The 26,391-nt window shown below is 67.3% G+C and carries 17 protein-coding genes and 2 pseudogenes; 8 read left to right on the top strand and 11 right to left on the bottom strand.

Annotated elements, in window-relative coordinates; all coding sequences use genetic code 11:
• Nucleotides 1–746 precede the first annotated feature (746 nt).
• From ACFY16_RS06425 to ACFY16_RS06400, 6 genes are all read right to left on the bottom strand, one after another.
• On the bottom strand, nt 747–1,691 hold the full coding sequence (locus ACFY16_RS06425) for a hypothetical protein (RefSeq protein ID WP_390645916.1): 945 nt from the start codon (nt 1,689–1,691) through the stop codon (nt 747–749).
• Nucleotides 1,688–2,761: a DUF262 domain-containing protein gene (locus ACFY16_RS06420; protein WP_390645915.1), complete on the bottom strand. Its 1,074-nt coding sequence runs from the start codon at nt 2,759–2,761 to the stop codon at nt 1,688–1,690. The genes ACFY16_RS06425 and ACFY16_RS06420 overlap by 4 nt, the downstream gene beginning before the upstream one ends.
• A 581-nt stretch (nt 2,762–3,342) precedes the next feature.
• Nucleotides 3,343–6,318 (bottom strand): DUF499 domain-containing protein, encoded by a 2,976-nt coding sequence (locus ACFY16_RS06415; RefSeq protein ID WP_390645914.1) that lies wholly within the window; start codon nt 6,316–6,318, stop codon nt 3,343–3,345.
• A gap of 2 nt (nt 6,319–6,320) precedes the next feature.
• Nucleotides 6,321–9,104 (bottom strand): DUF1156 domain-containing protein, encoded by a 2,784-nt coding sequence (locus ACFY16_RS06410; protein ID WP_390645913.1) that lies wholly within the window; start codon nt 9,102–9,104, stop codon nt 6,321–6,323.
• Nucleotides 9,101–12,142, bottom strand: a complete 3,042-nt coding sequence (locus tag ACFY16_RS06405; RefSeq protein WP_390645912.1) for a helicase-related protein — start codon at nt 12,140–12,142, stop codon at nt 9,101–9,103. The genes ACFY16_RS06410 and ACFY16_RS06405 overlap by 4 nt, the downstream gene beginning before the upstream one ends.
• Nucleotides 12,143–12,934: 792 nt before the next feature.
• Complete coding sequence (locus ACFY16_RS06400; protein WP_390645911.1) at nt 12,935–14,827, bottom strand: DNA/RNA helicase domain-containing protein; 1,893 nt, start codon at nt 14,825–14,827, stop codon at nt 12,935–12,937.
• A 642-nt stretch (nt 14,828–15,469) separates the two neighbouring features.
• On the opposite strand from ACFY16_RS06400, the gene ACFY16_RS06395 reads away from it, so the two are divergent.
• The 6 genes from ACFY16_RS06395 (at nt 15,470) to ACFY16_RS06370 (ending at nt 20,783) form a co-directional block, all read left to right on the top strand.
• Nucleotides 15,470–16,639, top strand: coding sequence for an ATP-binding protein (locus tag ACFY16_RS06395; protein WP_390645910.1), 1,170 nt, complete (start codon nt 15,470–15,472; stop codon nt 16,637–16,639).
• Nucleotides 16,636–17,037, top strand: coding sequence for a roadblock/LC7 domain-containing protein (locus ACFY16_RS06390; RefSeq protein ID WP_390645909.1), 402 nt, complete (start codon nt 16,636–16,638; stop codon nt 17,035–17,037). The genes ACFY16_RS06395 and ACFY16_RS06390 overlap by 4 nt, the downstream gene beginning before the upstream one ends.
• Nucleotides 17,034–17,411, top strand: a complete 378-nt coding sequence (locus tag ACFY16_RS06385) for a DUF742 domain-containing protein (protein ID WP_390645908.1) — start codon at nt 17,034–17,036, stop codon at nt 17,409–17,411. Before ACFY16_RS06390 ends, ACFY16_RS06385 begins: the two co-directional genes overlap by 4 nt.
• Nucleotides 17,386–17,979, top strand: a complete 594-nt coding sequence (locus ACFY16_RS06380; RefSeq protein WP_390645907.1) for an ATP/GTP-binding protein — start codon at nt 17,386–17,388, stop codon at nt 17,977–17,979. The genes ACFY16_RS06385 and ACFY16_RS06380 overlap by 26 nt, the downstream gene beginning before the upstream one ends.
• 8 nt (nt 17,980–17,987) lie before the next feature.
• Nucleotides 17,988–19,346, top strand: a complete 1,359-nt coding sequence (locus ACFY16_RS06375) for a cytochrome P450 (RefSeq protein ID WP_390645906.1) — start codon at nt 17,988–17,990, stop codon at nt 19,344–19,346.
• 246 nt (nt 19,347–19,592) lie between these two features.
• Nucleotides 19,593–20,783 carry a tryptophan dimethylallyltransferase family protein gene (locus ACFY16_RS06370; protein ID WP_390645905.1) on the top strand — a complete coding sequence of 397 codons (1,191 nt, stop codon included), beginning with the start codon at nt 19,593–19,595 and terminating at the stop codon, nt 20,781–20,783.
• 70 nt (nt 20,784–20,853) lie between these two features.
• Here the strand turns inward: ACFY16_RS06370 and ACFY16_RS06365 are convergent, their stop codons facing one another.
• From ACFY16_RS06365 to ACFY16_RS06355, 3 genes are all read right to left on the bottom strand, one after another.
• Complete coding sequence (locus ACFY16_RS06365; RefSeq protein ID WP_390645904.1) at nt 20,854–22,143, bottom strand: flavin-containing monooxygenase; 1,290 nt, start codon at nt 22,141–22,143, stop codon at nt 20,854–20,856.
• 112 nt (nt 22,144–22,255) lie between these two features.
• Nucleotides 22,256–22,618 (bottom strand): MazG-like family protein, encoded by a 363-nt coding sequence (locus ACFY16_RS06360; RefSeq protein ID WP_390645903.1) that lies wholly within the window; start codon nt 22,616–22,618, stop codon nt 22,256–22,258.
• Nucleotides 22,619–22,654: 36 nt separating this feature from the next.
• Nucleotides 22,655–23,200 carry a DoxX family protein gene (locus ACFY16_RS06355; RefSeq protein WP_390645902.1) on the bottom strand — a complete coding sequence of 182 codons (546 nt, stop codon included), beginning with the start codon at nt 23,198–23,200 and terminating at the stop codon, nt 22,655–22,657.
• Nucleotides 23,201–23,340: 140 nt separating this feature from the next.
• Between ACFY16_RS06355 and ACFY16_RS06350 the strand changes: the two are divergent.
• Both ACFY16_RS06350 and ACFY16_RS06345 read left to right on the top strand, forming a co-directional pair.
• A pseudogene (locus tag ACFY16_RS06350) lies at nt 23,341–23,668 on the top strand (nuclear transport factor 2 family protein).
• Between the two features lie 19 nt (nt 23,669–23,687).
• A pseudogene (locus ACFY16_RS06345) lies at nt 23,688–23,906 on the top strand (hypothetical protein); the annotation flags it as partial.
• Here the strand turns inward: ACFY16_RS06345 and ACFY16_RS06340 are convergent.
• Complete coding sequence (locus ACFY16_RS06340; protein ID WP_390645901.1) at nt 23,900–24,622, bottom strand: ABC transporter ATP-binding protein; 723 nt, start codon at nt 24,620–24,622, stop codon at nt 23,900–23,902. The pseudogene ACFY16_RS06345 and the gene ACFY16_RS06340 overlap by 7 nt on opposite strands.
• Nucleotides 24,623–24,735: 113 nt before the next feature.
• Nucleotides 24,736–26,184: an ABC transporter permease gene (locus tag ACFY16_RS06335; RefSeq protein WP_390645900.1), complete on the bottom strand. Its 1,449-nt coding sequence runs from the start codon at nt 26,182–26,184 to the stop codon at nt 24,736–24,738.
• Nucleotides 26,185–26,391 lie beyond the last annotated feature (207 nt).

The raw sequence follows: 26,391 nt of genomic DNA, 5'->3' as shown, positions 1-26,391 counted from the left end.
CCCGCGAGCAGTCCACGCCAGGTATCAATCCGGTGTCAGAACCGCCCCAGTGTGACTCACGCCCCGGCTGCGTGTAAGGGGGATGACAGCCGGTACGCACCCCGCGTGGATCACGCGGGTCGGGCACCCGGGCCAGGTGGTCGAGCAGCCCCTCCGGTACGGCCGGCTCCCGCCGGTGCGGCAGCGGAGCCGTCGGCGCGAGGGAGGGGGCGACGCTGGGCGCCTCGGGCATGGGCGATGATGGAGTGGCGAGCACGGCAACCTTGCGGATCTTGAAGCGTAGAGAACTCCATGATCCACGAGTGCCGTGCTCGCTTCACTTCGGGACCTCCGCAGCCGACGGTCGGGTCAAACGCGACATTCCACTACTTCTCCGGGGCACTGGAACCGCACCGACGATCAGGAATCCGAAGCCGTCCGCAACTGGATCGTCATTCGTTTCGGTGGCCGAGGCGAAGAGCATGCCAGCCAGGGTAGGCCAGCCCGGTCACCACCCCGGCAGCCAGGGGCTATGACCGAATCCGTCGGGGCGGCGGTGCGCAGTCGCGTGCCATTCGCGTGCCAGTTCCCACGGGGAACCGCGGGGAGTCGCGGGGAACGACGGTCACCAGGCATGCGGTCGGCCCCTGACCGTTGGTGCTGGTCAGCCGGTAAGCGGATGCGCCGTCTTCCAAACTGGTGCTCCAGGATCCGAGCGCGGCGGCGCTTGACTGGGTCATTCCGCCGACCTCTCGGGTGTGCACACATCAGAGCAGGTCCGGGGTTGCCCAAATGATAGGGAGCCCGCTTCTATTCCGCTCCACTAGTGGCTGATTGAGCTTGACCACCCTCGGCACGCAAGTGCGCCAAGCCTCTTCACTGGTTGGATGGATCTTCAGAGCTTTCGGCCTACCTTCAACTTTTTCAGCGTACCCCTTCGGCGTCTCATCCAAGAACCTTATTGCCATGTTCCCAGTTAGCTCAACTTTACCCTTTAAGATATCTGGATCCCCGTCTCTGAGTAGGCGCGCTGCTCTACTTCCCAACAGATCAAAACCCAACGCGATCGCCAATGCTTTTTCGCAGAAACTCTTCAGGTCCCAGGGCTGAGTGTTAGCCGTAGGATTGTGTGCTGCATCGTTGCGTAGCCGTGCGGCAGATTCAAATTCACCCTTGAGAGGAATGCTGCCGAACCCGACACGCGAAGAGATTTCTGTGATTTGCCTCCAGGCGTCTTTCACCTGTAGGCACCCGAGTATCTCGGCAATCTCCTGACTACTTACGTTTGATCCCCCGTATCCAAGGCTGTAGCGACTAATTTGCAAGGCCCCGCCTGCAGTGCTTGCGATCTCCTGTGCCGCATTTTGAAGAATGGGAAAGGGGTCTGTACCTGAACGCTGCGCCATTCGAGCACGATCCTGTACAGCGCGCATAGCGTTGAACGTAGCAGCGATTCGAAGCTGTTCCGGGAAATCCTCGAACTTCACATGAGACCTGCTTACGAGATCGAGGATCTCTCCGGTTCGTGCTCTAATGAAGTCTTCCAAGCTCGTAAAGGCAACGACCATAAGACCGTTCCTCAGCAGGCGCGCCCGGTTATTGTGCGCGGTATCAGTCAGAACGCCGTCCACGAGGAGCGCCTGGTCTGCTGCGTCAGCAATGCTTGCAAGCCGGTCGCACAGATTCTGTCTGGATACCGCGATAGAGCTCACGAAGCCACCTTAACCAACAGGTGGTGCATCTCCTTAACTCTAAAGAAAATTCGTGACGGCGTATTCGTGGCAACACGAACAGCCCCCTCGAACTCTCGGTCATCGAAGAGGCGTCGCGTTTCCTCCGTAACTGCTTCTGATCTCCCTCGGAGAACTTGGATTTGACTATCCGACAGCATGTCGACAGCGATCATTTGCGCGTCATACATGCCCGCCAACATTTGATCTCTCCAGCCATCGCGGTCAGGCCTCTTGAAGGCAAACGTTCCCCAGATCTCACTGCAGGCCAACATGGACCGCTGGAATGATCCTGAATACTCTTGCAAGACGTCATCATTAGGCCGGCGATGCCGTTCCATGAATTTATCCATAGAGCTCCGAAGGTCCCCAGAAAAACTCTTCCAGTTTTCCCTAAGAGTGAGGAACCGCAGCACCATTTCAACGTCCACCATCGCCCGATATGAAGGCGATCGAGTGTCTCGAATCTTCAATTGCGCCTTGAGGAATCGATTGGCAGAAAGGTCCATAATCAAGTCATTAAGTGGACCTCGATAAATAACGTTTCTGATTTCTTGCGCATTCAATGGTTGCCCAGCAGAGTTGAGTCGATGAAATACCTCGTACTTTGTTTCATTATCGGATTGACGCAGGATGGTGATTGCCCGAATGTAAGGGCGGACGGCGAGTGCATTCCTCAAACCCGCAGGGAGCTGCCTGTAGCGATATCCCTCGATCTCGGGAAATCTCTCCAATCCCGCAAGAGGGTATTGGTTCCTTATGAAATCACGAATGGCGGTGATCCGCTGCTTTCCATCAATTACTGAGTAGCTACCAAACTCCTCCTCTGCCAGATATACCGGCGGAACAGGGATGTTCAGCAGGAAAGATTCGATCAAAGCTGACTGGCGGCTCACTTCCCACCGGTCGCGCCTTTGAAACTGTGGCCCAACATCAATGGCAGAATTATCGACCATAGTGGCGATGGTCTCGAGCGAAAGGTCGGAAGCTTGCAACACCAGAGCATCCTGCGCCTGCTCAAATTTCTGAACGATGCTTTTTTCGCTCACCATTCCTGCTTCCCGAATCGTCCTCTAGTCATTTGATCTAAAACTTGGTTGATCACAAGTGGTTTACCACAACCGGCAGCCTGCTGACAGCAGGTTGGAGTGGATGACCTCGAAGAATCGTCTTCGTAGTGGTGCTCGTCGGCTGACTGGGCTTCGACTTCCGTTCAGTGGTGCTCCCGGTGTTGTCCGGTGTCAGCGCCTTCTACTTCTTCAACGTTCCTGTCTAGTGTGGAGCGGAGCGGCCGGTGGAGGGCCGGATGCCTGCTCCCTCCCGTGGCGCCGACACTCGGCGATCGGCCAGCTCAATCGCTGGGGGTAATCGGTTAGCCTCACCGCGATCTGCGGCATAGTCCGTGTCGCAAGCCCGTAGGTGTCTGTCAGGCTGGGGCAACTGCAACTCAGCCTCCTGCCTATGGCTTTCCCGTGTAGGAGGCTCAGGGGCGTGCGCGCGCTTAAGCACCCCGGATCCAGCGATCCACGCACTGCGATTCGGCGTCCTCGCCTCAGCCTCCAGCCAAAGGCGGTCGGAGCAGGGCAACACGGCGGCGCGTAGTCCAGTGCGTCCGCTCACGCTGCCCGGTTGGTTAGAAGTCGTCGTCCTCGACCCTGACGCGTGCACCTGCCTGTTGTGCCTTCTGCTCGATGGCCCCCTGTGCGCCCTCCGAGGTAATAAGCGTGACACTCAGGCTCATGAGCTGGTGGTTAGCGCTAGGTACATCTAGGACCTTGCTCAATTCCTTGAGGAGTTGCCAGACCTGCTCTCGAGCCTCTGGAGTGGTGATACTGCGGTTGGTGAGTTCGATGATGTACCGCTTGAAGGAGGTGGACTCCGAGCTGGTTGGAGCGGCATCTCCGGTGCTGGTCTCGCTGGCATGTCCCGGCGTGGCCCGGTACTCCTGGTCGTCGACGCCGAACAGCCCGCCGTGCCCTCCGCCGCTGACTGCCCCGCCCGGCTGCTTAGGAATAGAGATCGTCGTGGTGCCCCTGGACGCACCGCTGGCGGCGGGTACGGTCTCGGCTGCCTTGACGGCACGGCGAAGGTTCTGGCTGATGGAGCCGATCGAGATGTGTTCCGGAGAGGCGATGGCGAGCTTGTCACCGTCGGAGTCCGCCAGTTCCCAGCCGTTGCGGAGCAGAGCGAAGATTGCCTGGCGTATCTCGTCGGTCGCGGTAACCAGCGGGAACAAGGAGTTCTTGTAGAAGGATTGGACGACTTCGCGGGGTGTCAGGGTGCGCTCGAAAGTGTCCAGCAGGGTGGCGAGATAGTCCGCCGAGAGGCCTGCCGTGTTCGTTGCGCGACCAGCCTCGACGAGCGCCGCCCACACCTGGTCCCCGCGCAAGGATGACTTGCTGTCGTCGTCAAACCGCTTGAACTCCACATGTAGCCCGTCCGAGGCGCGGACGAGGTAGGTGTAGTGCTGGAAGGCCTTCGCGATGTCCTTCTTGAGCTTGTCCTCAGCCTCGGTCACCTTGGTGGTGGCCTCGCGGAACTCGTCGACGTCCTCAGGGTTGATCTGCTTGAGGACACTACGCCAGGCGAGGACCTCCCTGGCGCGCTTGCGAGCCACGTCCCGCCGCTGTGTGTTCACGCAGGCCACGACGCAGCTGGCGGCATTGTCCACGCGAAGCGCTTCGGGACCGAGCCCGAGGAGTGCGGTGATTTCGGCGCGGCTGAGGGTGTCCTTGCCGTTGAGTAGGGTCCATCGGCGCGGGTCGAGCACGACGAGGCGGGTGACGGCCGAGTCCACCCCGTCAAAGGTGCGCGGGAGGTCGATGACCCCGGTGGCGGTCGGCGCGTCGATGAAGCGGATTTCGTCGAAGGTACCGCGCCGAGCGAGTCTCTGCGTCTGCTCCCAGACCAGTCTTTCGCACGAGGGTGGGTCCACGAGCGCGAGGGAGGCGGTGAAGTACATCCGGAGCGTCTGTTTGATGGACAGGCAGTAGCGCCCGGGTGCGTTGGTCGGCTGGGTGATCTCAAGTGCGCCGAGGCCGTCTTCGCCGGTGAGGGCGTTGAAGATCTCCTCAGCGTCGGTGTAGGGGGTACCGGGGGCTGGGGTCGGCTCGAGGATGGCCGCAAGCATCTCGGCCTTGGTCGCCCCCCGGCCGCCGCGCGGGCGGGCGACCATCGAGTAGCAGAACAGGGCGGTGGCCATGCGCACGCCCGCGTGGTCCTGGCGGGCAGTGACGCCGGCAGCGCGCAGCCGCTGGTCGATGGTGACGGCGCGTCCTGCGGACCCGTCGGTGCTGGTGATGTCGGTGGTCGCGACGGAGCGATAGCCCTGGATGGCTCGGTCGTTGCCCATGAACAGGCCGGAGGATAGCAACTGCTCGAGGGCGGTGGTGAGCGGGATGTCGCCGACGCCGATGAGGGCTGGTGCCCAGCGCCCGGCCTGGTGCTCGGTGACCCAGTGCAGCGCGGTCCGGGCGAAGATCGCGACCGTGGAGCGGACGCGCTGGAAGTTCTGGACCTGTGACCACTCCTCACGCACCAGCCGCATGAGCTCGGGGTGGAACGGGTAACTCGCCTCGACTCGCTCGGCGAAGCCGGTCAACGCGCGGTTCGGGCCGAGCTTGTCGAGCACCTTGTCCCGCCAGCCGGTATCGCTCGCCGTGCCGTACTGCTTGGCCACGCGCGACGCCGCAGCGCCCACCTCGGCCGGCTCGAACAGGCGGCGCTGGATGATCGAGGCGAAGTCGTGGGACTCAGTCACCGCGACCCTGCCGTTCGGGCCGTTACGCACGAGCCGGTCGGAGATATAGCTGCGGAAGTCATCGGCGAGCGGGGGATAGCCGCGCTCGTCGAGCTCGCTGCGTATCATGACCACGACACATACGACGCGGGGAACGTCGTCGCAGGCGTCCATGAGGGCGTTGAGGAACGCCTTCTCGTTGGGCATGCGGTCGACGTTGGTCGCGTCGGCGAGCTGCAGCACATAGTCCATGAGCTCGTCGAGCAGGATGAGTACCGGCCGTCCCGCGTCACTGAGCGCCTGCTGCAGCGTTCCCTTGTTTGGCCCGCCGTCGACGTAGCGCCGGTAGCGGTCCATGTCGCCGCCGGTCAACGACCAGAGGAACCGCTCGAACAGGTTCGTGGCCGGACCGAACGTCTCGCTGGGCCTGCCCGGGCTGAAGTAGTCGGCCGTGAGAACGACGGCCTGGGCGCCGCTGAGGTCTACGTCGCGGCCGCCCTGCCCCGCCTCATCGCGGACCTTCCGGCCCAGCTCCGTGGCGAAGAACTCCTGCGGCGAGTTGGCCATGTGGTAGAGCCCGACGAGGGCGTGGCTCTTGCCTCCACCCATGCCTTGGTCCAGGTGGAACAGCGCGGTGGTCTCGGCGTCGGTGCCGAGCCGGCGAGCGACGCGGCCGAAGAAGCCGACGAGGTTCGGGGTGGGCTGGGTGATGTCGCCGTAGTAGTCGACCTTGCGGTAGGGCACGTCGACGGTCTGGTAGACGGCCTTGTGCAGACTCATCTGCAGCTCGCCCACTGAGCCGTCGGACGCGGTGACCTCGGGCCGCAGCGTGAGGACGTCGGCCCAGTGCGAAGCGGTGCCGGTCGACATGCTCAGGACTCCTTGGTGGTGAACGACAGGGTGAGCTGGTTGTCGCGCTCGTCGGCGGCGAGCTCGGTGGCGACGCGGTGCGCGAGGTTGGCGATGGTGCCGGCGTTGCGCTGAACGGCGGTGAGAGCCTTGGCCACTGTGTCGCTGGGCGGCAGCTGCGCGAGTATCTCCCCGACGACGGCCCACATGTGCGCGTCAGTGGGCTGCCGGTCGGACTGGGCGACGACAGCGGCGACGCCTTCGGTGGCGCCCTGGTCCCAGGCGGCGGCCATGGCCCGGACCACCTCGAACGTCGAGGACTTGTCGCTGACAGCGGTGGGGGCGTCGAGTCGCAGTTTGTAGCCGCTCTTGCTCTCGGTGAGTAGCGCGCCGCGCAGATCCTCCAGGCGCAGATTGTCGGCCTGCGCAAGGAAGCGGGCCTCGCCCTTTGGAACGTCTGAGCGCGAGAAGAGCCGCTGCCAGAAGACGGCGAAGCGGGTCGGCGCGTCGAACGTCTCGAGCGGCAGCTCGTCCAGCTTGAGCGCCGTAGCATCGCGGACCGCGATGCGCGCCAGCGTGAGGTAGCGGTCGAGCTCGGCCTGGCTGCCATCGGGCTTGAGAATCTTGGCGTAGCGGCCGTAGACCTCCATCGCCGGCCCATAGGCAGCCATGAGCTGGTCAGTGAGGGCCAATCCGTCACGGTCCCACTCCCGTACGGCGGTCTTGACCCGCTCGGCGACCTCACGGTCGACCTGAGCGGCGGTGGCGACCGGCCGGTTCGCGGCGGCGACGCGGCAGCCGATCGCGACTGTGACCTTGATGCTCGCCACCCCGGTCGAGGACGTCTCGGTCCTCGACGGCCAGGAGCTGGTGACGACGAAGTCGGCATCGTGCAGGGCGCCGAGCAGCCGTCGCCACGCGTCAGGGTCGGAGTGCCCAAACACGACGACGAGGTGGCCGTCCGCGCGCAGCACGCGCCGTGCCTCGCCGAAAGCACGGCTGAGCATCTGCTCGTAGAAGTCGCGGGTCCGGTGCTCACCCGGAGCGTTGCCGCGCTTGACGATGATCTCGTCGGTCTTGTCCTGCAGCCCCGGAACATCGAAGAGATCGGGGAACACGTCGAAGAGGCAACGCTTCAGCCAGACGTGAAAGAGATCTGACGCGTCGGCGTAGTCGATCATGTTGTAGTACGGCGGGTCGGTTACGACCGCATCCACCGACCCGTCGCGGAAGGGCAGGGCTATCGCGGAGGCTCGGCGGAATCGGCCCGGACGTCCTGCATCGCTTCCCTGGATGACCTTCTTAAGCGCCTGCAGGCCGCTGTCAGTGACGCTCTCCCAGGTGCCCGGACCGGTGCCCGGACCGGCCTCGAGGTAGTCGAACTGAAAGGACACCTTGCTCTCGTCCGCGAAGATGTCGTGGACCTGGACCCACGTGCCCTTACGCGAGGCGTTGCCACCGAAGGCGCGTAGCTTCGCGCCCCGAGTGGAGTACCGAAGTCGTCGCTGCATGGTGGCTGCCGCGTAGGCCGTGAGCGCGTCCGTGTAGTCGGTGGAAAGTCGCGCAGCCACAAGGTCGGTGCGAATGCCGCGTATGGCGCGGACTGTCTCCGCGAAGAGTAGGGCCTGCCGGTCGTTCATGAGGACGCCGTAGGTGCGGTAGCCGTAGCCACTGGCCCGGATTGTGTCTTGATTGCCAGGCGGGATCGCCTCGTCCGGAACAGCAGTGAAGGGGCCGAAGCCGTCGAACTGGGCAAGGTCGACGGACTTCGCGGCTCGAATCTCGTCAGCCGTCGGGGCGCGGAAGGTCTTGCCGACCCCCTCGTTCTCCTCGCCGACGGCGAGGAGTTCGTCCTCATACTGGCCGGCGAAACCCTTCGCCTTGACGGTGTCGAGCGTGTGAACGTGTCCGCAGGACGGAAACGGGCAGCGAGCGCTCTTGCCCTTGCGGCCCGCCGCGGCCGAGAACGTCGGCTGCTGGGCGGGGTCTCCGTCCACGACCTGGGGACGCCACCGGTCCCCGTCGATGACGAGTTCGAGCGACTGCCCGTAGTCCCCCTCACGCCCGGAGGGAAACTGCAGCCGCATGCCGCCGATGAGCGGGAAGCGCCGGCGGCACTGGTCACAGGGGATGCTGACGGCCCACAGGTAGGCCCAGGGCACCTTGCCGCGGCTATTGGCCGGGTAGTAGGGCGCGACAGCCTTGGCCACGCGCTTGTTCACTTCAGCGAGTACGGCGCGGACGTCGCGCAGCAGCCGCGGCTCCTCTTCGCTGAAGAGTCTGCCTTCCGGCTCGGCTCCACTGGCGAAGGGGACGGCAGCCTCGGTCGACCAGTCACGCAGCGGGTAGTCGGCCAAGAGGCGCCCACCCAGTGTTGCGACCGGGCTGAGGTCCGTTCCGACAGCGGTCACGCCGAGGCGCGCTGCTTCGAGCGGGATGATGCCTCGGCCACTGAAGATATCGAGTACGACGGGGCGACCGGTGGGGTACTCCTCCGCGATGGCTTCGCGCAGACGACGCAGCGCAGTGGTGCTACCCGCTTCGATGGCCGATCGGACATCTGCGTGAAGATCTTCGCGGTCAGGCAGAAGGGTGGTCAGAACGGCGGCACGGGCTTGCGCTATGGGGCGAGAGGCGAACCAGGTGAAGAGTGCCTTTTCGCTGCGGCCGGATCCCGCCGGGGTGCCGACGGAGGCGTCGACCGAGGAGCACGGGAACCAGTGGTCGATCAGGCGGCTGTGAACGTCACTGACTGGATCCCCGGTGGCCTCTGTGTCAGTCGACGGCGCCTGGGTGGTGGTGGTCACCGTTGCTCTCCCATCAGCCGACGCAGGTCGGCAACCTTGATCTGGAACCGCTCGATGCGCCGTGGCCCGGTGGCTAGGAGCCTGGCTGGGTCCTGGGCGCGGACGAGGACTGTCGGGGATGTGGCACAGTCGGTCACGATGTAGAGCCAGTAGTCTTGGCCGCGCTGCTGCGCCTGAGCCCATTCGTGTTGCTCCAGCCAGACCGGCTCCAAGCCCGCGTGGAAGCCCTTGACCTCGACGAGGCGTTGTTCTCGGGTCGTGCGGTGCCGGGCGAGCAGGTCGTAGCCGACGCCGGCGGTCTGGCGGTCGTCCACGTCGAAGCCGAGCCGATCCAGCTCGGTCAGGACGGTGGCTACCGCGACCGCTTCGCTGTCGGGGTCGTAGCCGAGCTGGTCGGCGCGGGCCTTACCGATGACGTGTGCCCAACCGACCAAGCGGGGAGCGCTCTGCCCGACCTTGCTGATGTCGTCGAGCTGGGCGAGACGGTGGCGCTTGAGCTCCTCGAAGCGGGACATCCGCTCACGCCGTTCGGTGGCGGGCAGCTCCTCGAGCTCGTCCATGTAGCGGTACTCGACCTGGTCAAGCTGCTGGCGTGCCTTGTCGACCCACGCCTCCCGCTCCGCGCGGGCGCGGGCGACCTCGCGAGTGAGCGCCGTGCGGGCTTCCAGTTCGCTGTCGTGCCGCAGCGCCGGGGACAGGGCCGGCGCGACGTGGCTGGCACCGGTGGGCCTGAGCAGCATGAGGGACTCCCAGGCGCTCTCGAATGCTCCGGCGCCGGAGTACCGGATGAGGACCGGGGACTTGCGTCGCTGCCGCCGAATGCCGTCGTGTACCTCGACCTCGGCGTCGTAGACGAGGAAGGTGTAGTTCGTCAGCGACGCGGGGTCGCTGAGGACCGTGCCCCGGATGAGCTCGCTCTCGCCGGTACGCAGGGCGAGGTCGGTCAGTTCGGCGAACGACTCCTCGGTAGGTCCAAGCACAACGACGTCATCCAGCCCCTGAGAGCCGTCGTTGATGGCCTGCCGAACGGAGGCACCGTCGGCAGCGACCAGCGCCTCGTGCTCACCGCCGAGTGTCGACGGCAGCAGCCGGGCCGAGGTGACACGGCGGATGCCCTTGGCCGGCCCCGGGCCGAGCCGCCACTGCTGGGCACGGGCGAGCTGGTCGACGAAGCCGTCAACGATGACGGGGTTGATCGCCTCGAGGCGGTCACTACGGAACCGGTCGAGCGCGGCCTCGGTGTTGGCGGGCGTGTGGAGCCGGTCCTCGTCGCTGACCAACTCCCGTGCCTTGGACAGCAACTCGTCTGTATCGGGAACCGTGACGGCCTGACCGGCTTGAGCGTCGATGAGCGCGCGGGTGTAGTCGAAGCCAGCACGGGCGGCGGTCGCGTCGAGCAGGTCGAAGATCCGACCCTCCAGCGCATCTCCAGCAGCCTCCAGGTTGCCGAGCATGACCTCCTGGACCCGCCCCTCACGGGTATCCGGCGCAACAAGGTGGTAGATGTGCACCGGCTTGGTCTGGCCGATACGGTGTAATCGGCCCATGCGCTGTTCGAGGCGGACCAGGGACCACGGAATGTCCCAGTTGATCATGACGTGTGCGGACTGCAGGTCGATGCCCTCGCCGCCGGCGTCGGTCGAGACGAGGACCTGGAACTCACCGGCGAGGAACCGCTGCTGGAGCTGGTCGCGCTCGTGGTGCCTGACTGCACCCTCGAGGGTCTCGACGCTGTACCCGGCGTGGGTGAACTGACTGGCGAGCCAGCGGGCAGTGTCGGCGAACTCGGTAAAGATGAGCAGCTGGCCCTGCCCCGGTGCGATGCCATGCTGCGTGAGTAGCTTCTGGGTGCGTACCCACTTCGTGGACGGCCCGGCGGTCGTGGCCAGTCGTATGGTCGCGATGACCCCGTCGATCGCCGTGAGCTCTTCGCTCTTGCTGCGGCTGCGGGCGTTGACGACGATGCCCTCGGCGCGCTCCCATGCCTCGTCGTCCTCGACGGCAAGGTTGACCGACCCGTCGCCCTGAGTGAACTCGTCAGGTATGGGGCCGTCGACCCGGCTGGACGCTGGCCCCTTGAGGGCCTCGTGTCGTCGCGTGATCGTGGCGGCGGCCGCCACCAATGCAGAGGCCGCCCGCTTGCCGTAAATCGAGCGAGCCAGGGTTGCGTTCTCGCCGTAGTAAGTGTCGACGTAGTCCATAACCGCGGTGTAGGCCGCGACTTCGGGACCGCTGAGGTCGATGGACACAGTCTCGGCGTACCGAGGCGGGAAGAGGTCATTGCCGTCGAAGCCCTTCAGCTCCTCCTTCATCCTCCGCAGGAAGGACAGAGTCGAGGGCCTCAGCGCATTGTCGTACTCGGTCTGCCGCGGGTCCCAGGGGTACAGCGTGGGGTCGAGGAGGCTGAGCAGGCCACGGAAGTAGTGCTCCTTGCCCCGGTGCGGCGTGGCGGTGAGCAGCAGGAAGTGGTGGGTACGGTTCGCCACCTCCCGTGCGGCGCCGAGGTATTGGGACGTAGGCGTCAGTCGGTGCGCCTCATCGAAGACCGTGAGCGACCACGACGCCCGGGACCCGGAGATCTTGCGCCGAACGTCCGGGGTGTAGGTGTACAGGTCCACACTCACGACCCACACGCTGACGCGCGGATCGAGGTCACGAGGGTCCCTGGCGACGTCAGGAGTGATTGTGGCCGCCTCGATCGCGAAGTAGCGGCGCAAGTCCCGCTTCCACTTCTCCACGAGGTGCGCGGGCACGATGATCACCGTCCGGCCAGGTATCAAACCTCGCCGCGTACCCTCGGCGATGTACATACCCGTCATGATCGTCTTGCCGGTGCCCGGTTCATCGGCGAGCAGGAACCGCAGGCGTGGCTGGGCCAGCATGTGGCTGAACACGGCCTCGTCCTGGTGCGCGTACGGCCGCAGTGGGCGCGTGGCGAGGACAGCGGACCGGATGCGGGGGACGGCGTACTGCATCCACCGGCCCCACAGCGCGGCGAGCGCCCGGGCAGGATCACCATCGGCGTCGTTGACAGGCACATCAGCCGCATGCAACTCAGCGAGGCTCAGCGCAACGTCAGTGAGCGTGCCGTCGCTGCGGCGCACGACGAGGTCGACTCCATCGCCAGCACCGGTAGCCGCGACGACGGTAGCCATCCCGCCGTCGATGAAGAGTTGGCTACCAGGGGACGGTAGATCGTCCGAGTCCTTCCCGCTCATATCTAACCCCGCTTGCGGCTGACAGTGCCCACCGGACCACGCCCCCTAGAAGTCCCTCGCGGCGCCCAGTACCCCCCGAACACCACAGAGAATCGTGCAGAACTGTACGTGTTTCTAGGAGAGTTGGTTACCAAGGACCTCTGGACCGCCGCCCTCGAGCATGTCGCTGACGTGCCCCCGGGATAGAGCATCGCTGGTGAGCGGTCGTGTGGATCATCATGCACACCGCGAAGACAGTGTGGAGATTGTGTGATCAAAGCGTGATCTACGTGAAGCGGCATCACGAACGCGACCAGCGTCCGTGAGCATGCGTCAGCATCGCAATCTCGGCGACATCGACCGCGCCTGCGGGTCTCTGGACGTGTGCTGCTGGCCCTCCTATCCCGGCCAAACGCCGGGGAGGCGCAGCGGCGCGGGACGGTGCCGACCTACTCCCGCCAACGCGTGCCACTGGCGTACCGCGTGCGGCGGTACGCCAGTGCGGACTACCTGTTGAACTCCCACCACATGGGGGGCAGATCGGCGAGCGGGCCTGGCGGCTTGAGCGCTTTGCCGCAGTTCAGGGGGTACCTGCTGCAAGCCCGGTTCGATGCCCCTCTTCGCGCAGAAGGACTACGTGAGTGCCAGCGCCTCGACCCCGGACGCCGACTGTATGAGCGACCGCAGCTTCTCTCGCGTCTCCGGGTCCGTCGAGTAGACGATCGTGCCGATCATGCCTCGTGTCAGCAGCACCTTGTAGGTGTTGCGGATGAGCCGGTCGATGTCCTCGTCGGGGGTGGCCTTGGTGAAGGACGGGTCCTTGGAGGCTGTCCGGTCGACGACCCAGCGGTCCGTCCGCCACACCAGATCGGGGCCGATGATCACGCCTGACCAGTCGTACTCGAAGCCTTGGGCGGTGTAGACGCAGCCGACCTGGCCGAAGCCGGCCGGGTCGGTGGCCCAGAGGGGTGCGGGCGGTGCGCCGAGCACGGACCGGTCGCCGTACAGGTTCCATGGGCGTTCCCACGCGCCGATGATCACGTCGTTCGGCAGCGCCGTCATGTCCGGGGTGATCTTCGTGGTCCACTTCCAGCAGTAACCGGCTGACATGCGAGCGCCGTAGCCCTGCGTTCGGCGCGCGACGAGGAAGTCCTCCAGTTCCTGGGGGCTCTCCGCGGTCAGCAGCTCCAGTTTGCCGTCGGGTTCCCACTGGCTGGGTGTGCCGCCCTCCAGGCCGAGCAGGTCGACCACCCACTTCTCGTACGCGTCGCTGCCGCCGCACCGGAACTGGCCGTCCAGCTCGATTACCGTGCAGTCGAGGCCCTGCGCGGCGGCGGCCCGTTCGATCTCCTGCCTGGTCCCCATCTCGCCGGGCCGCACGACCTGGTGCTGGTCGAGCAGGAACACCGGCACGCGGGCCGCGTCGATCAGCTCCGCCACCTGGGGGCGGCCGGTGCGCAACTCCGCCTTCGTGTAGCGGTTGGCGGAGGTCTTCCGCAGGCGGTGTGCCTCGTCGCAGATCAGCACGTCGAGGTCGTTCGGCTCCGCGTCCATGAAGCTGTTGAAGTACTTGAACAGCTGCTGCACCTCGCGCTTCCGGTTCCCCGCCACCCTGCGCATCGTCTTGGTGAACGACTGCGAGCCGGTCGCGTGCAGCGCGGGCACTCCGCGCCGGTACAGCTCGCCCAGGATCGACAGCGCGATCACGCTCTTGCCGGAGCCGGGACCGCCGGTCACCACGATCACCTGCTTGTGGTTGCCGCGCTTGGACTTGCGTACGGCGGACATCACCTTCTCGTACGCTTCCCGCTGCTCGGCGATGAGCACGAACTGCTCGCGGTCGCGGATCTCGGCCGCCGCGACGGACATCAGCTGCTTCGACGGCCGGATCTTGCCGCTCAGCAGTGCGTCCGCCGCCTCCGCGCCGGGCTTGGTGGCGAGCCGCGAGCGCAGGAAGTTCAGGAACGTGCCGCGCTGCTCCCCGGTGTACATCCGGCCGTGCAGGTCCTCCTTGACGGCCCGCAGTCCGGCGACGCCGAACTCGGTCGCGTTGTGCAGGAATGCCACGCCGGCCAGCGACTTGGGCATCCGCTCCAGCGCCCCGTTGAACGACAGCAGGTACTCGCAGTAGCCCCGCACCTGCTCGATCGGGTTGAGCACGGGGTTCGCGTACGCGTCGATCCGGCACAGCAGCGGCTCGTCCTCCTCCGGGTAGGCCGCGCTCCACTGCTTGAGTTCGACGACGACGTACGACGGTTCGCCGGTGGTCGGGTGCACGCCAGCGAGCACGGCGTCCGCGCGCTTGCTGGTGAGGGGCAGTCCGTACTCGACGAGGACCTCCACCTCGTCCAGCCCGGCCTCGATGAGTGCGTTGGCGAGCGCCGGGAGGCTGCGTTCCCAGGACCGTATCTCCGCCGGCGCGGGCCTGCGGCCGTGCTGGTGACGGAAGTTCTCGGTCAGATGCAGCGCCAGCGACCCTTCGAGGATGCGGGCGGCCACGGACGCCGCGGACTCACGGAACAGCAAGGAAATGCCCCCAGGCAGCACGAAGAAGACTCGTGCGGGTGGGGGCATGTCCTCCGAGTCCGCGCAGGCGGATCAGGAAGCCCGTCGGGCCGCTGAGATGGTGCTCGCCATCCTAGGTCAGCGTGTCGATCACGAGGAGGGGATGGGGCTACGGGGAGGTGGTGCGGTGGCACGCGGGTGCGGGTGCGGGTGCGGGTGCGGATCGCGAGTGCGGTCTGCGGGATGGTTGAGAGACGGTCATCTTTCCCGTCGGCTGCGGCGCCCTCCGTCGCCGCCGGCTGGATTCAGGGCTCACTCCCGCTCAATCTGTAGGAGCGGTTGCACCAGGACGGTCGTCAGACGCCGCCGTGGCGGAGGAGCACGGCTGGGCGCGTCTGGCCGGCACCCTCCAGTAGCGCGCTCGTCCATTCCTGCAAATTCTGACTGACCGTCAATATGTGATCGAATCGCACATGTTGACGGTCAGTCATGTGTTCGGGCGGTGATACGATCCCCACACTTGCGGAGCGGGCGGATGGGTGCAAGACGGCATCCCCGACTTTGGGGACGGTCCGGGCGGTAACCCCGGTGCGGGCGGTCCGCCGGTCCACCCGCATTGACGGGAATTCGGCAGCCGGCCGTCAGTCGCCTGAAGAGAGTCTTATGACGGAATACATACAGAACCCAGTGCTCTGGGCTCTTCTCGTCGTCATCCTTGTCGCGATTGCCTTGATTGTTCGCCAGCGTCGGGCAGCGCGTGCTTTACGGCAGGAGATCGACGGGTTGAGAAGTCATTACTCCGACCTGGAGAACCATTACTCACAGTCCGTCCAGGCAGCTCAGGAGCAAGCCGAGGAGGCGACCAAAACGGTTCTGAAGTCCGCGATGCGAACACTTCAGGGCCTTGCCGCCGAGCAGCAGTTGGTCATCTCGCGGCTGCAGAACAAGTACGGCGAGTCGGTCATTCTTCAAGATCTGCTTGAAATCGACCACACCAACTCGCAGTTCGGTCGGCGCGCCCAGTCCATCGCCGTGCTGTGCGAGGGCTGGCTGGGGCGGCAGCGCGACATCGCCTCCATTTACGACGTGGTACGCAGCGCCCAGGGCCGCATCCGGCATTTCCGCCGGGTGGAAATCCTCTCACAGGTGGACTTCGGTATCACCAGCCGGGCCGTCGAACCCGTGGCACTCGCACTCGCCGAGCTGCTCGACAACGCCACCAGTTATTCCAGCCCGGACACCGTCGTCGAAATCAATATCCGCACCGTGCCCAAGGGTATTTGCATCGTCGTCGACGACGCCGGTGTCGGCATGAACGACGAGGAGAGGGCCAGGGCGGAGAAGCTCCTGTCCAGCGACCGGGTCTCCGGTGTCTCCGGGCTCGGCAACCCGCCCCAGTTCGGCTTCGCCGTGATCGGCGTACTCGCCGAGCGCTTCGGCTTCGAGGTGTCCGTGGACTCCTCCTCACCGTACGGCGGCGTCCGCGCGGTCGTCCTTTTGCCGCACGACCTGCTCACCAGCATGCCCGAGCACAAGGTCCCGGCTCCGGCCGTGCCCGCCGGCGCCATGCCGGGCGCGAGCGCGCCCGAACCCGCGCTGAGCGTGTCCGCGGCCTCCGACGAACTGCCGAGGCGGCGCCGCAAGCGGCCGATGGCCATCGTGCCGGGCAGCGCGCCGACCTCGCGCTCGCCACAGCGCTCCGGCGCGGAGACGGCGGCGATCATGGGCGCCTTCCAGCGCGGCACGCAGTCGGGTCGGGCCACGCAGGCGGACCCCGGGGATCAGACGAGCAGCACCCGTGGTGCTGGCAGCGAAGGGCATGAGTACTCGTGAACGACGATCTGTCATGGATGCTCGACAGCGCCCTGGAGATTCCCGGGGCCCTGCACGCGGTCCTGATCTCCGCCGACGGGCTGCTGATGGCCCGGACGAAGGACTTCGACAAGGACAACGCCGACCGGGTCGCCGCCGCGATGAGCGGTGTGCAGTCGCTCAGCCGTTCGCTCGCCTTCTTCTGCGACGGAAACCATCTCCAGTGGCAGCAGACGCTGGTGGAGTTCGACGGCGGCTGGGTCTTCCTGATCTCCGCCGGGGACGGCGCCTACCTCGGGGTCTCCGCCTCTCCTGACGTCGACATGCAGGACATCAGCTTCCGCATGCAGCAGCTCGTCGGCCAGCTCGGCAAGGCGCTGACCACGCCGCCGCGCGAGAACCTCGGCGCACGCTCATGACGTACCGCGACGAACTGGAGCCGGAGACAGCGGAGTTAGTACGTCCGTACGTCATCACCAAGGGCCGCGGCCTGCCCGACGAGGAACAGCTGTCGCTGATCACCCTCGTCACGGCGGCCGCCGACGACCAGCGGCGCCCCACCCGGCTGTCCCCCGAGGAGCAGAACCTGCTGGATCTGTGCGACGCCGGCTACCTCTCGGTCGCCGAGATCGCCGGGCACACCCGGCTGCCCCTGGGCGTGGTGAAGATCCTCCTGTCCGCCCTCACCGAGAGCGGCCACCTCGTCACCCGCCCGCCGGTGGCGCGTGCCCCCCTCGCCGACAAGCAGATCCTGGAGGAGGTGCTGAATGGGCTCAGGGCCAAGTTTGGATGAGCGGGACTACGTGCGCGGCGGCGCGACGCAGACCGCCGTGAAGATCCTCGTCGTCGGTCACTTCGCGGTGGGCAAGACCACGTTCATCGGGGCGATCTCCGAGATCGCCCCGCTGTCCACCGAGGAGACGATGACGCGGGCCGCCGAGGCGGTCGACGACCTCAAGGGCGTGGACGGCAAGACCACCACCACGGTCGCCATGGACTTCGGCCGTCTGACCATCAGCGACCAGGTCGTGCTGTACCTGTTCGGTACGCCCGGCCAGCAGCGTTTCGTGCAGATGTGGGAGGACATGGCCCGCGGTGCCCTCGGCGCGCTGGTCCTCGTCGACCCCGAGCGGCTGGCGGACTCGTTCGCCGTCATCGACCTGATCGAGCAGTACGGACTCGACTACGCCATCGCCGTCAACCGGTTCGACGGTTCGCCGCTGCGCGAGGAGCAGGCGCTGCGCGAGGCACTCGACCTGCTCGACGACACCCCCGTCGTCACCTGCGACGCCCGGGACGAGCGATCGTCGGCGCAAGCGCTGATCACCCTCGTCCGCCACTTGCAGGAACGTGCCCACTAGGAGCAGAGATGGACGCTCAGTCCCCCGTTCCGGTGCCCCCGCCCGGGTGCCCGGCACACAACTCCGGCGGCCGGGTGCCGCTGCACGGGCCGGAGTTCGCGGCCGATCCACAGGCGTACTACGACTACATGCGCCACTACGGACCGACCGCGCCCGTCGAACTCGCCCCGGGAGTGGAGGCGACCCTCGTCACGGACTACGCGGCGGCGCTGCAACTGCTCCAGGACTCCGGCTCCTTCCGTAAGGACGCCCGGCGCTGGCGTCACCTCGGCGAGGGCAAGATTCCCCCGGACAGCCCGGTCGCGCCGGTCCTGGCGTACCGGCCCAACTGCATGTTCAGCGACGGCGCCGAGCACCTGAGGCTGCGTCAGGCGGTCACGGACAGCATGGCCCGGGTCGACTCGCGCAAGCTGAGCCAGAGCACCGAGCAGGTCTCCAACTACCTCATCGACCAGTTCGGTTCGCGCGGCTCGGCCGATCTGCTCGGCGACTACGCCAAGCAGCTGCCGCTGTTCGTGTTCAACGAGCTCTTCGGCTGCCCCGCCGACATCGGCGACCGCGTCGTCTTCGGCATCACCGGGATGTTCGACGGTGTCAACGCCGAGAAGGCGGTCGAGGTGCTGTTCGGGGCCGTCGGCGAACTGGTGGCGCTCAAGCGGGCCAAGCCCGGCGACGACGTCACCACGTGGCTGATGCAGCACCAGGCCGCGCTGACCGACGAGGAGATGGTCCATCAGCTCGCGCTCCTGCTGGTCGCGGGCAACGAACCGCTCCGCAACCTCATCGGCAACACCCTGCACCGGCTGCTCACCCACGACGCGTACGCCAACCAGGGCGGTCTGATCGACGAGGCGATCGACGACACGTTGTGGGAGAACCCGCCCATGCAGAACCTCGCGCCGCACTACCCGGCGGCCGACGTGGAGTTCGCCGGGCAGAAGCTGCAGGCGGGAGATCTGGTACTCGTCAGTTTCGCGGCCGCCAACACGGGCCCGGCACTGACGGCCGCGCGTCAGGCCGGCAGCAACCGCGCCCACCTGGCGTGGAGCGCGGGACCGCACGCCTGCCCGTCCAAGGATCCCGCCCGGCAGATCACCGTGACGGCCATCGAGAACCTGCTCAACCAGCTGCCCGACGTCGAACTCGCGGTCCCCGAGGACAGCCTGACGTGGCGTCCGGGTCCCTTCAACCGAGCCCTGGCCACGCTCCCCGCCCGCTTCACGCCCGTGCGGCCGGTACGACGTCCAGCCGCTGCCGCCGCCACCCCGGCGTCGGCGCCCCCGCCGGGGCCCCAGACCGGCGCCGCAGGCCGCAAACCGGAACGCTCCGGCATGTGGAGCCAGTTCCTGACCTGGCTGACAAGGTGATTCACACAACATCCATGGGCTTCACAGTTTTGCATGACGCTTCAACCATGGGGGTAGTGAGCAACGCGGCATAACGTGTTGGTCACGAGACAAGGGAGGTGTCGTGGACCTCATATCCACCGACGCCACTTCACATCAGCTCCCCACGGTGTTGCTCGACCCCCTCATACGGGACCTGCCCCGCAGGCAGGAAGACGAGATACCCGCCCCTACGGGCGGGTATCTTCTTGTCTTCGGGGAGGTCCGGTGACGCAGCCCCGCCTTCTCGGCCGGACGGCGCCCGGCGCCCCGACGCTCGGCGCGTTCACCGCGGGCCAGTTGGTACGGCTGTGCGACGTCGCCGGTCTGGACGCCTCCGACGCGGAGCTCTACGCGCGCATACTCATCGAGGCGCTGGGGCCCGTCGCGGACCGGCCGCTGGACCTTCCGCCGCCCTCCGACAGTTTCCTCTCCGACGACCACACCCCGGTGGAGTTCTCGCTCGCCTTCCAGCCGGACGCGCCCCCGACACTGCGGGTGCTGGTGGAGCCGGGGGCCGGCGCGGGCGGCCTGGCGGAGAGCGGCCGCACCGGACTGCGCTTCCTGCGTGCGATGGCGCGCCGCTGGGACTTCGCCACCGACCGGCTGGACGAGCTGGAGGACCTGTTCTTCCCGCCGTCCCCGCAGGGCGCGTTCGCGCTGTGGTGCGCACTGGAGCTGCGGCCGGGCGGTGTCCCCAAGGTCAAGGTGTACCTGAACCCCGCCGCGTCCGGACAGGAACATTCCGCCGAAACGGTGCGCGAGGCACTGCGCCGGCTCGGCCACCGACAGGCGTTCACGGCGCTGCCCCGAGCCGACCACCACCTGTTCTTCGCCCTGGACCTGGGCGACTGGGAGGAACCCAGGGTGAAGGTCTACCTCGCCCACCAGGACCTGTCGGCCGCGGAGGCGGGCGGCCTGTCCCGCACGGGCGGCGGACCCGGACAGGCGGAGATCCAGGCGTTCTTCCGTGCCGCAGCGGGGTACGACGCCGACCTCGGTACCGGGGACGGGCAGGACGTACGACTCGGCCGCCGGCCCGTCCAGTCCTGCCACGCCTTCACCGAGACGGCGAGCGGACTGCCGAGCGGCTTCACGCTCTACGTCCCGGTCCGGGACTACGTCCGCCACGACGGGGACGCCCTGGAGCGGGCGGTGGCCGTGCTGCGCCGACAGGGCGTGGACACCGCCCCGCTGGCCGCGGCGCTGGCCGCCGTCACCTCACGGCGGCCGCAGGACGGGACGGGGCTCATCGCCTATCTGGCGCTCGCCGACCAGCGGGGGAAGCCGCCGCGCGTCACCGCCTACATCTCCTCGGAGGCGTACCGGGTCCGGCCACCGGCCGTCCTGCTGCCTGCCGGTGCGGTCGGTGGGCCGGTGCATCGAGAACGCGTCGAGAGCGCACTGACACGGGAATGACAGGTGCATGATAAAGACGCCGGGCCTGCCGCGGCCCGGCGCCTTGCTCGTCACTCGTCTTCGCGGAGGGTCACTCCTCGCGCAGCTCCCGTAGGTAAGGAGCCACGTCGACCAGGATCGAGGACCCCTCCGCGGTCCCGTACCGCTCGGCGATGCCGGTCAGGTACGCGGTGACCTCCTTGCGCATGACCTCCGCGGACGGCAGCACGGCCTCGCCCTCGACGATCTGCGCGATCCAGCGCGACTGCGCCTCCACGAGCCGTGTGATGGAGCCCAGTGGACGCACCAGGCCGACGAAGTGCAGGCCCGGGTGGTCGGGCGCGACGACCCGCCGGTACAGCTCGACCGACCCCCGTGGGCCCACCGGGCAGCCCTCGGGCAGGAAGGGGAACGCCATGCGGAACCCGGTGCAGTAGACGATCGCGTCGGCTTCCTCCGTGGTGCCGTCGGTGAAGCGGACCAGGCTGCCGTCGATGGACTCGATCGCCGGCCTGGGCGTCACCCCGCCGTGCCGTATCCGGCTGAAGATCTCGTCCGACAGGGTCACCGCCGAGGAGAACACCGGGTGGTCGGGCTCGGGAAGTCCGTAGTCCGACAGCTTGCCCCGGGCGGTGTGCAGCGCCTTCTCGACGAAGGTGCGCTGCTCGGCGAAGGACATCTCCGTGAACCACGGGACCTCGGCCATCTCGTCCAGCGGTATGCCGAACAGCTGCTTGGGCATGATGTGCAGCCCACGCCGGACCGACAGCACGGTTCGCGCCGCGTGCCGGGACAGGTCCGCGGCGATGTCCACGGCGGACGCGCCCAGTCCTACGACGATGACCCGCTGTCCGGCGAAGTCGCTGCCGTCGCGGTAGTCGATGGAGTGGAGCATGGTGCCGGCGAAGGACTCGGAGCCGGGTGGCAGCGAATGCGGCATGGCCGGCTCGGTGTTGTGACCGGAGGCGACGACCACGTGCGTGAACCGCCGTGACGTCTCCGCTCCCTCCGCATCCCGGCTGACGACCGTCCAGGTGTCGTCCGACCCCCGCTCCACGGACACCACTTCGGTGCTCAGCTCGACCCGGTCCCGCACCCCGGCCCAGTCGGCGAAGGAGCGCAGATAGGCGGCGACGTCGCTGTGCCGAGGGTAGAGCGGGTAGGAGTCGGGCATCGGGAAGTCGGTGTAACCGGTCAGCCGCTTGACGCTGTTCAGGTGCAGCGACAGATAGGCCGGCCCACGTTCCCCGGCCTGCGGCTGCCGCCAGATTCCTCCGACATCCGGGGCCTTCTCCAGACAGACGAAGTCGACCCCCCGCTCCGCGAGAGCGTGTGCTGCCGCGAGACCCGACAGACCCGCACCGATCACACACACACTCACGGTTCCCCCTGCGGAACAGACTCGATTCCTTTACGTACGGGCAGTGACTGCCCATCGGGTCTGTCGAACACACGCACCCCACCCGTAACGAAGACCACAGTCAAGGGGGTTGTCAGCGCCGCAGTGAGCGCTCCGTGACCCTCGTCAGGTGCCGGGTGAAGACCTCGCGGGCGTCGGGCGTCAGCGTGCGCAGCGCCACCAGCGCGGTGATGACGACGTCGCACAGTTCCGCCTCGACGTCCTCCCAGGTGTGGGTGGTGCCCTTGCGCGGGTTGTGCCCGGTCACGCCGATCACCGCCTGGGCGACCTCGCCGACCTCCTCCGACAGCTTCAGCATGCGCAGCAGGAGACCTTCCCGGCCGTCGTGCGGCCGGCCGGCGTCCAGCCAGGCCCACAGGCCGTCGACGGAGGCCCAGAGGTCCACGGGGGCGGTCGGAGTTGCCGGGGCGGCGGGGGACGCGTCCTGATCACTCATGCGACGCAGCCTGCCACGCCTCCCGGCGCCGAGGACCTACTCCGCGAAGAGCGCCTCCTGCTCGCCCTCCGCCTTCTCCCGCAGCCGCTTGTTGCGCAGGCCCACGACCAGCGTGGTGACCGCGGCCGTCGTCCCGAGCGCCACCGGGACCATCCACCCCCGGTCGAATACGTGCCCGAGCGCATGGTCGAGGGAGAGCCGGCCCGGCCCCGTCACCGCGAGCCCGGTGGCGGCCAGGGCAAGACTCGCCGCGTACTCGTAGCCACCCTCCTGAGCGAAGAACCCGGCGGGAGCATGAACAGCGGCGGCTCCGGACATGGCGCCGGCCGCTGCGGCGCCCGCCGCCGGAGTCGCGAGCCCCAGCGCCAGCAGCGCGCCGCCGCCCGTCTCCGCAAGGCCCGCCGCCACCGCGCTCGCCTTCCCGGGCGCGTACCCGATGGACTCCATCCACTGGCCGGTCCCCTCGAGCCCATGGCCGCCGAACCAGCCGAACAGCTTCTGCGTGCCGTGCGCGGCCAGCACTCCGCCGGTACCCAGTCGGAGCAGCAGCAGGCCCAGATCACGTCGGTCGTAACAGGTCACGAGGACTCCCCAGAGTCGTCAGCGGGAACAGGTCCCCCCGGGTTTCCACGGTTCCACCGTCGCACTCCTGACGCCCGGCGGTCCTGCCCGGGACGCCGTTCGGGTGGCGGAGCACCGGGTCCGGTGCGAGCGTGGCCCGTATGACGATTCAGACCGCCAGACTCAGCGACCCGGCCGTCCGCGCCTTCGTCACCGCCGTCAACGCTCATGACCGCGAGGGCTTCCTGGAACTGCTCACGCCCGACGCGACCATGGCGGACGACGGTTCCGACCGCGACCTCACGGACTGGATCGACCGGGAGATCTTCAGCTCCCACGGTCACCTGGACGTCGACCGGGAGTCGGCCGGCGGACGCGCCCTCCTCGCCCGCTACAGCAACGACACCTGGGGGCGAGATGCGCACCCGGTGGAGCTTCACGGTCGCGGACGACGGCAGGATCTCGCGGTTCGAGACCGGGCAGGCGTAAAGCAGCCCCCGTACGACCTACCGGCGGCGGCCGTACGCTCGCCCGGGGCGCCCTCGCCCGGATCCGGGCGCGCGGCCCGCGCACCGTGCCGATCCAGGGCTTTTGGTCGCTCGCGCAGGCCGAGGAGAACGCGGGCGCCATCGCGAAGGGGCCGCTCACCGCCGGGCAGTTGGCCGAGGCCGACCGGATACTCGGGGAGGTGAACGGCCCCGGCGGGACCCGCGAGGGCGCTCAGTAGCCCTGGCCGCCGTGCGCCTGCTGCGCGTACTGCCGGCCGCCGCCCCGCTCGGTCAGCGTGATCTGGCCGGCCTTGATGGTGGCCAGGCGCGGGGCGCGGCGGGCGATGGACGAGTCGTGGGTGACCATGATGAAGGTCAGGCCGTACTCGTGCCACAGGCCTTCCAGCAGGCCCATGATGTCGTCGCGGGTGCCCTCGTCGAGGTTGCCGGTGGGCTCGTCGGCGAGCAGCACCTTCGGCTTCTTGACCAGCGCGCGGGCGATGGCGACGCGCTGCTGCTGGCCGCCGGACAGTTCGGTCGGGACGTGGCCGAGCCGCTCGCCGAGGCCGACCGAGCGCAGCGCCTCGGCCGCGCGCTCGCGCCGCTCGGCGGGCTTGACGCCGAGCGGGACGAGGGCGGTCTCGACGTTCTCCTGGGCGGTCAGCGTCGGGATGAGGTTGAACGCCTGGAAGATGATGCCGATCTTCTCGGCGCGCAGCCGGGTCAGCTTGGCCTCGCTGATGCGCGCGAGGTCGACGCCGTCCAGCTCGACGCTGCCCTCGGAGGGACGGTCCAGGCCGCCGATCATCTGCAGCAGCGTCGACTTGCCGCCGCCGGTGGGGCCCTGGATGACGAGCTGGTCGCCGTCCTCGATCGCGAGGTCGATGCCGCGCAGCGCCTCCACCGTCTCCTTGCCCCGCGTGTAGCGCTTGGTGACGCCGGTGAGTCTGTACATGGGTGCTCCGTGAGTTGAGGAGGAAGGGGAGGAAGAGGGGGAAGTGGGGGAAGTGGGGGAGGGGCGCCGCCTCCCGGGGGGAAGGGTGAGGCGGCGCCCCGGCACAGGGGGTGTTACGAGACGCTGCGCAGGGCGTCGGCCGGGCGCATCCGGGAGGCGCGCCAGCCGCCCATGGCACCGGCGATCAGACCGCCGGCGACCGCGAGGCCCACGGAGAGCGCGATGGTGGTCACCGAGACCGGGGCCGACAGGGCGATCTCCATGGTGTTCTGGGACGCCTGCTGGCCCGGGCCGCCGCCCGGGCCGCCGCCCATGCCGCCGGTGCTGCCGAGCTGCGCGGTCAGCTTCGGGCTGATCGCGGTGACCGTGTACGCGCCGGCCAGGCCCAGGGCGATGCCGAGGGCACCGCCGAGCAGACCGTTGACCATGGACTCGCCGACGACCTGACGGGTCACCCGGCGGCTTGGCCAGCCGAGCGCCTTCAGGGTGCCGAACTCCCGCACCCGGCGGGACACGGCCGAGGAGGTCAGCAGCGCGGCCACCAGGAACGCGGCGACCAGCACCGCGATGGACAGCCACTTGCCGACGTTGGTCGCCAGGTCGGAGGCGGTGGACAGCGAGCCGGAGACGGTGTCCGCGAGGTCGGCGGAGGTGGTGACCGTCGTACCCGAGATGTTCTTCTGGATCGTCGCCTTGACGGCGTCGATCTGCTTGGAGCCGGTCGCCTTGACGTAGATCGTGGTGACCTTGTTCTTCGAGTCGCCCAGCGTCTGCGCCTGCTTCAGCGGCAGGTAGACGTCCGTGGTGGAGTCGCTGCTGTCGGGCGTCGCGATGCCGATGACCGTGTACTTGGTGCCGGAGATCTTGAAGGTCGAGCCGACCTTGTACTTGTTCTCCTTGGCGTACGACTTGCTGAGCACGGCGACCTTGGCGTTGGTCTGCGCGGTCGTGAAGGTCTTGCCGGAGGTGATCTTCGACGTGGACAGCGGGCCCAGGTTCTGGTTGGCGACGTCGACGCCGACGACCGAGTACGCGTTCACGTCGAACGAGGCGCCACCGCCCTGCACCTGGGGCTGACCGCCGCCGCTGCTGGTGCCGCCGGGGCCGCCCTGGCCGCCCTGGCCGCTGGTCGAGCTCTGGGCCTTGCCCTGGGTGAAGGAGCCGTCGACCTTGGTGACGTTCAGGCTGAGCGCGCCGACCGCACTGGACACGCCCTTCTGTGCGGAGACCTTCGTGACGAGGGAGGACGCCAGTGCCTGACCGCCCTGCGTCATCACCCGGTCGGAGCTCTGCGTCGAGTCGGCGTCCTCGGATTTCGCGTCGAACTGGAAGTTCGGTCGCTGCGAGCTGTTGCTGGTGGGGGCCGTGCGGGCCTTGGTGACCGTCATGTCGGTGCCGAGGCCGTAGAGCGACTTCAGGACCTTGTCCTGGGCCTGATTCATGCCGGCCGACACCGAGTTGACGGTGATGACCAGGGCGATTCCGAGCGCCAGACCCAGTGCGATGACCAGAGCCGCTTTCTTGCGCCGGCTCAGCTCGCGCTTGAGATAGATGCCAAACATCCCGTTCCTCGAAGGTTCTTGGCGCCCGCTGTGGGCGCGGCCACAAGCTAGGGAGAAACCTTTGAGTCCTACTGAGTAAAGGATGTGTGAGGACTGAGAATGTGCGGCCCGGAATCAGATTTCGGTAAGACAGCTGATTCCTAAGCTGTGATGGGCTCATTGCCAGGAAAGCCCTGTTCAATCGCTGGGCCGTCGGTTTCCCAGGGA

The organism is Streptomyces sp. NPDC001315 (genome assembly GCF_042896175.1).
In the GTDB taxonomy this organism is placed as follows: Bacteria; Actinomycetota; Actinomycetes; order Streptomycetales; family Streptomycetaceae; genus Streptomyces.
The sequence above is the reverse complement of the archived record's forward strand: the minus strand, read 5'-3'. Positions and strand labels throughout refer to the sequence as shown.

What these genes read in the sequence shown, in the direction of transcription:
- ACFY16_RS06380 (WP_390645907.1), top strand. Translation starts at nt 17,386, where the DNA reads ATGGGCTCAGGGCCAAGTTTGGATGAGCGGGACTACGTGCGCGGCGGC.
- ACFY16_RS06420 (WP_390645915.1), bottom strand. Translation starts at nt 2,761, where the DNA reads ATGGTGAGCGAAAAAAGCATCGTTCAGAAATTTGAGCAGGCGCAGGAT.
- ACFY16_RS06360 (WP_390645903.1), bottom strand. Translation starts at nt 22,618, where the DNA reads ATGAGTGATCAGGACGCGTCCCCCGCCGCCCCGGCAACTCCGACCGCC.
- ACFY16_RS06340 (WP_390645901.1), bottom strand. Translation starts at nt 24,622, where the DNA reads ATGTACAGACTCACCGGCGTCACCAAGCGCTACACGCGGGGCAAGGAG.
- ACFY16_RS06385 (WP_390645908.1), top strand. Translation starts at nt 17,034, where the DNA reads ATGACGTACCGCGACGAACTGGAGCCGGAGACAGCGGAGTTAGTACGT.
- ACFY16_RS06395 (WP_390645910.1), top strand. Translation starts at nt 15,470, where the DNA reads ATGACGGAATACATACAGAACCCAGTGCTCTGGGCTCTTCTCGTCGTC.
- ACFY16_RS06415 (WP_390645914.1), bottom strand. Translation starts at nt 6,318, where the DNA reads ATGTCGACCGGCACCGCTTCGCACTGGGCCGACGTCCTCACGCTGCGG.
- ACFY16_RS06335 (WP_390645900.1), bottom strand. Translation starts at nt 26,184, where the DNA reads ATGTTTGGCATCTATCTCAAGCGCGAGCTGAGCCGGCGCAAGAAAGCG.
- ACFY16_RS06375 (WP_390645906.1), top strand. Translation starts at nt 17,988, where the DNA reads ATGGACGCTCAGTCCCCCGTTCCGGTGCCCCCGCCCGGGTGCCCGGCA.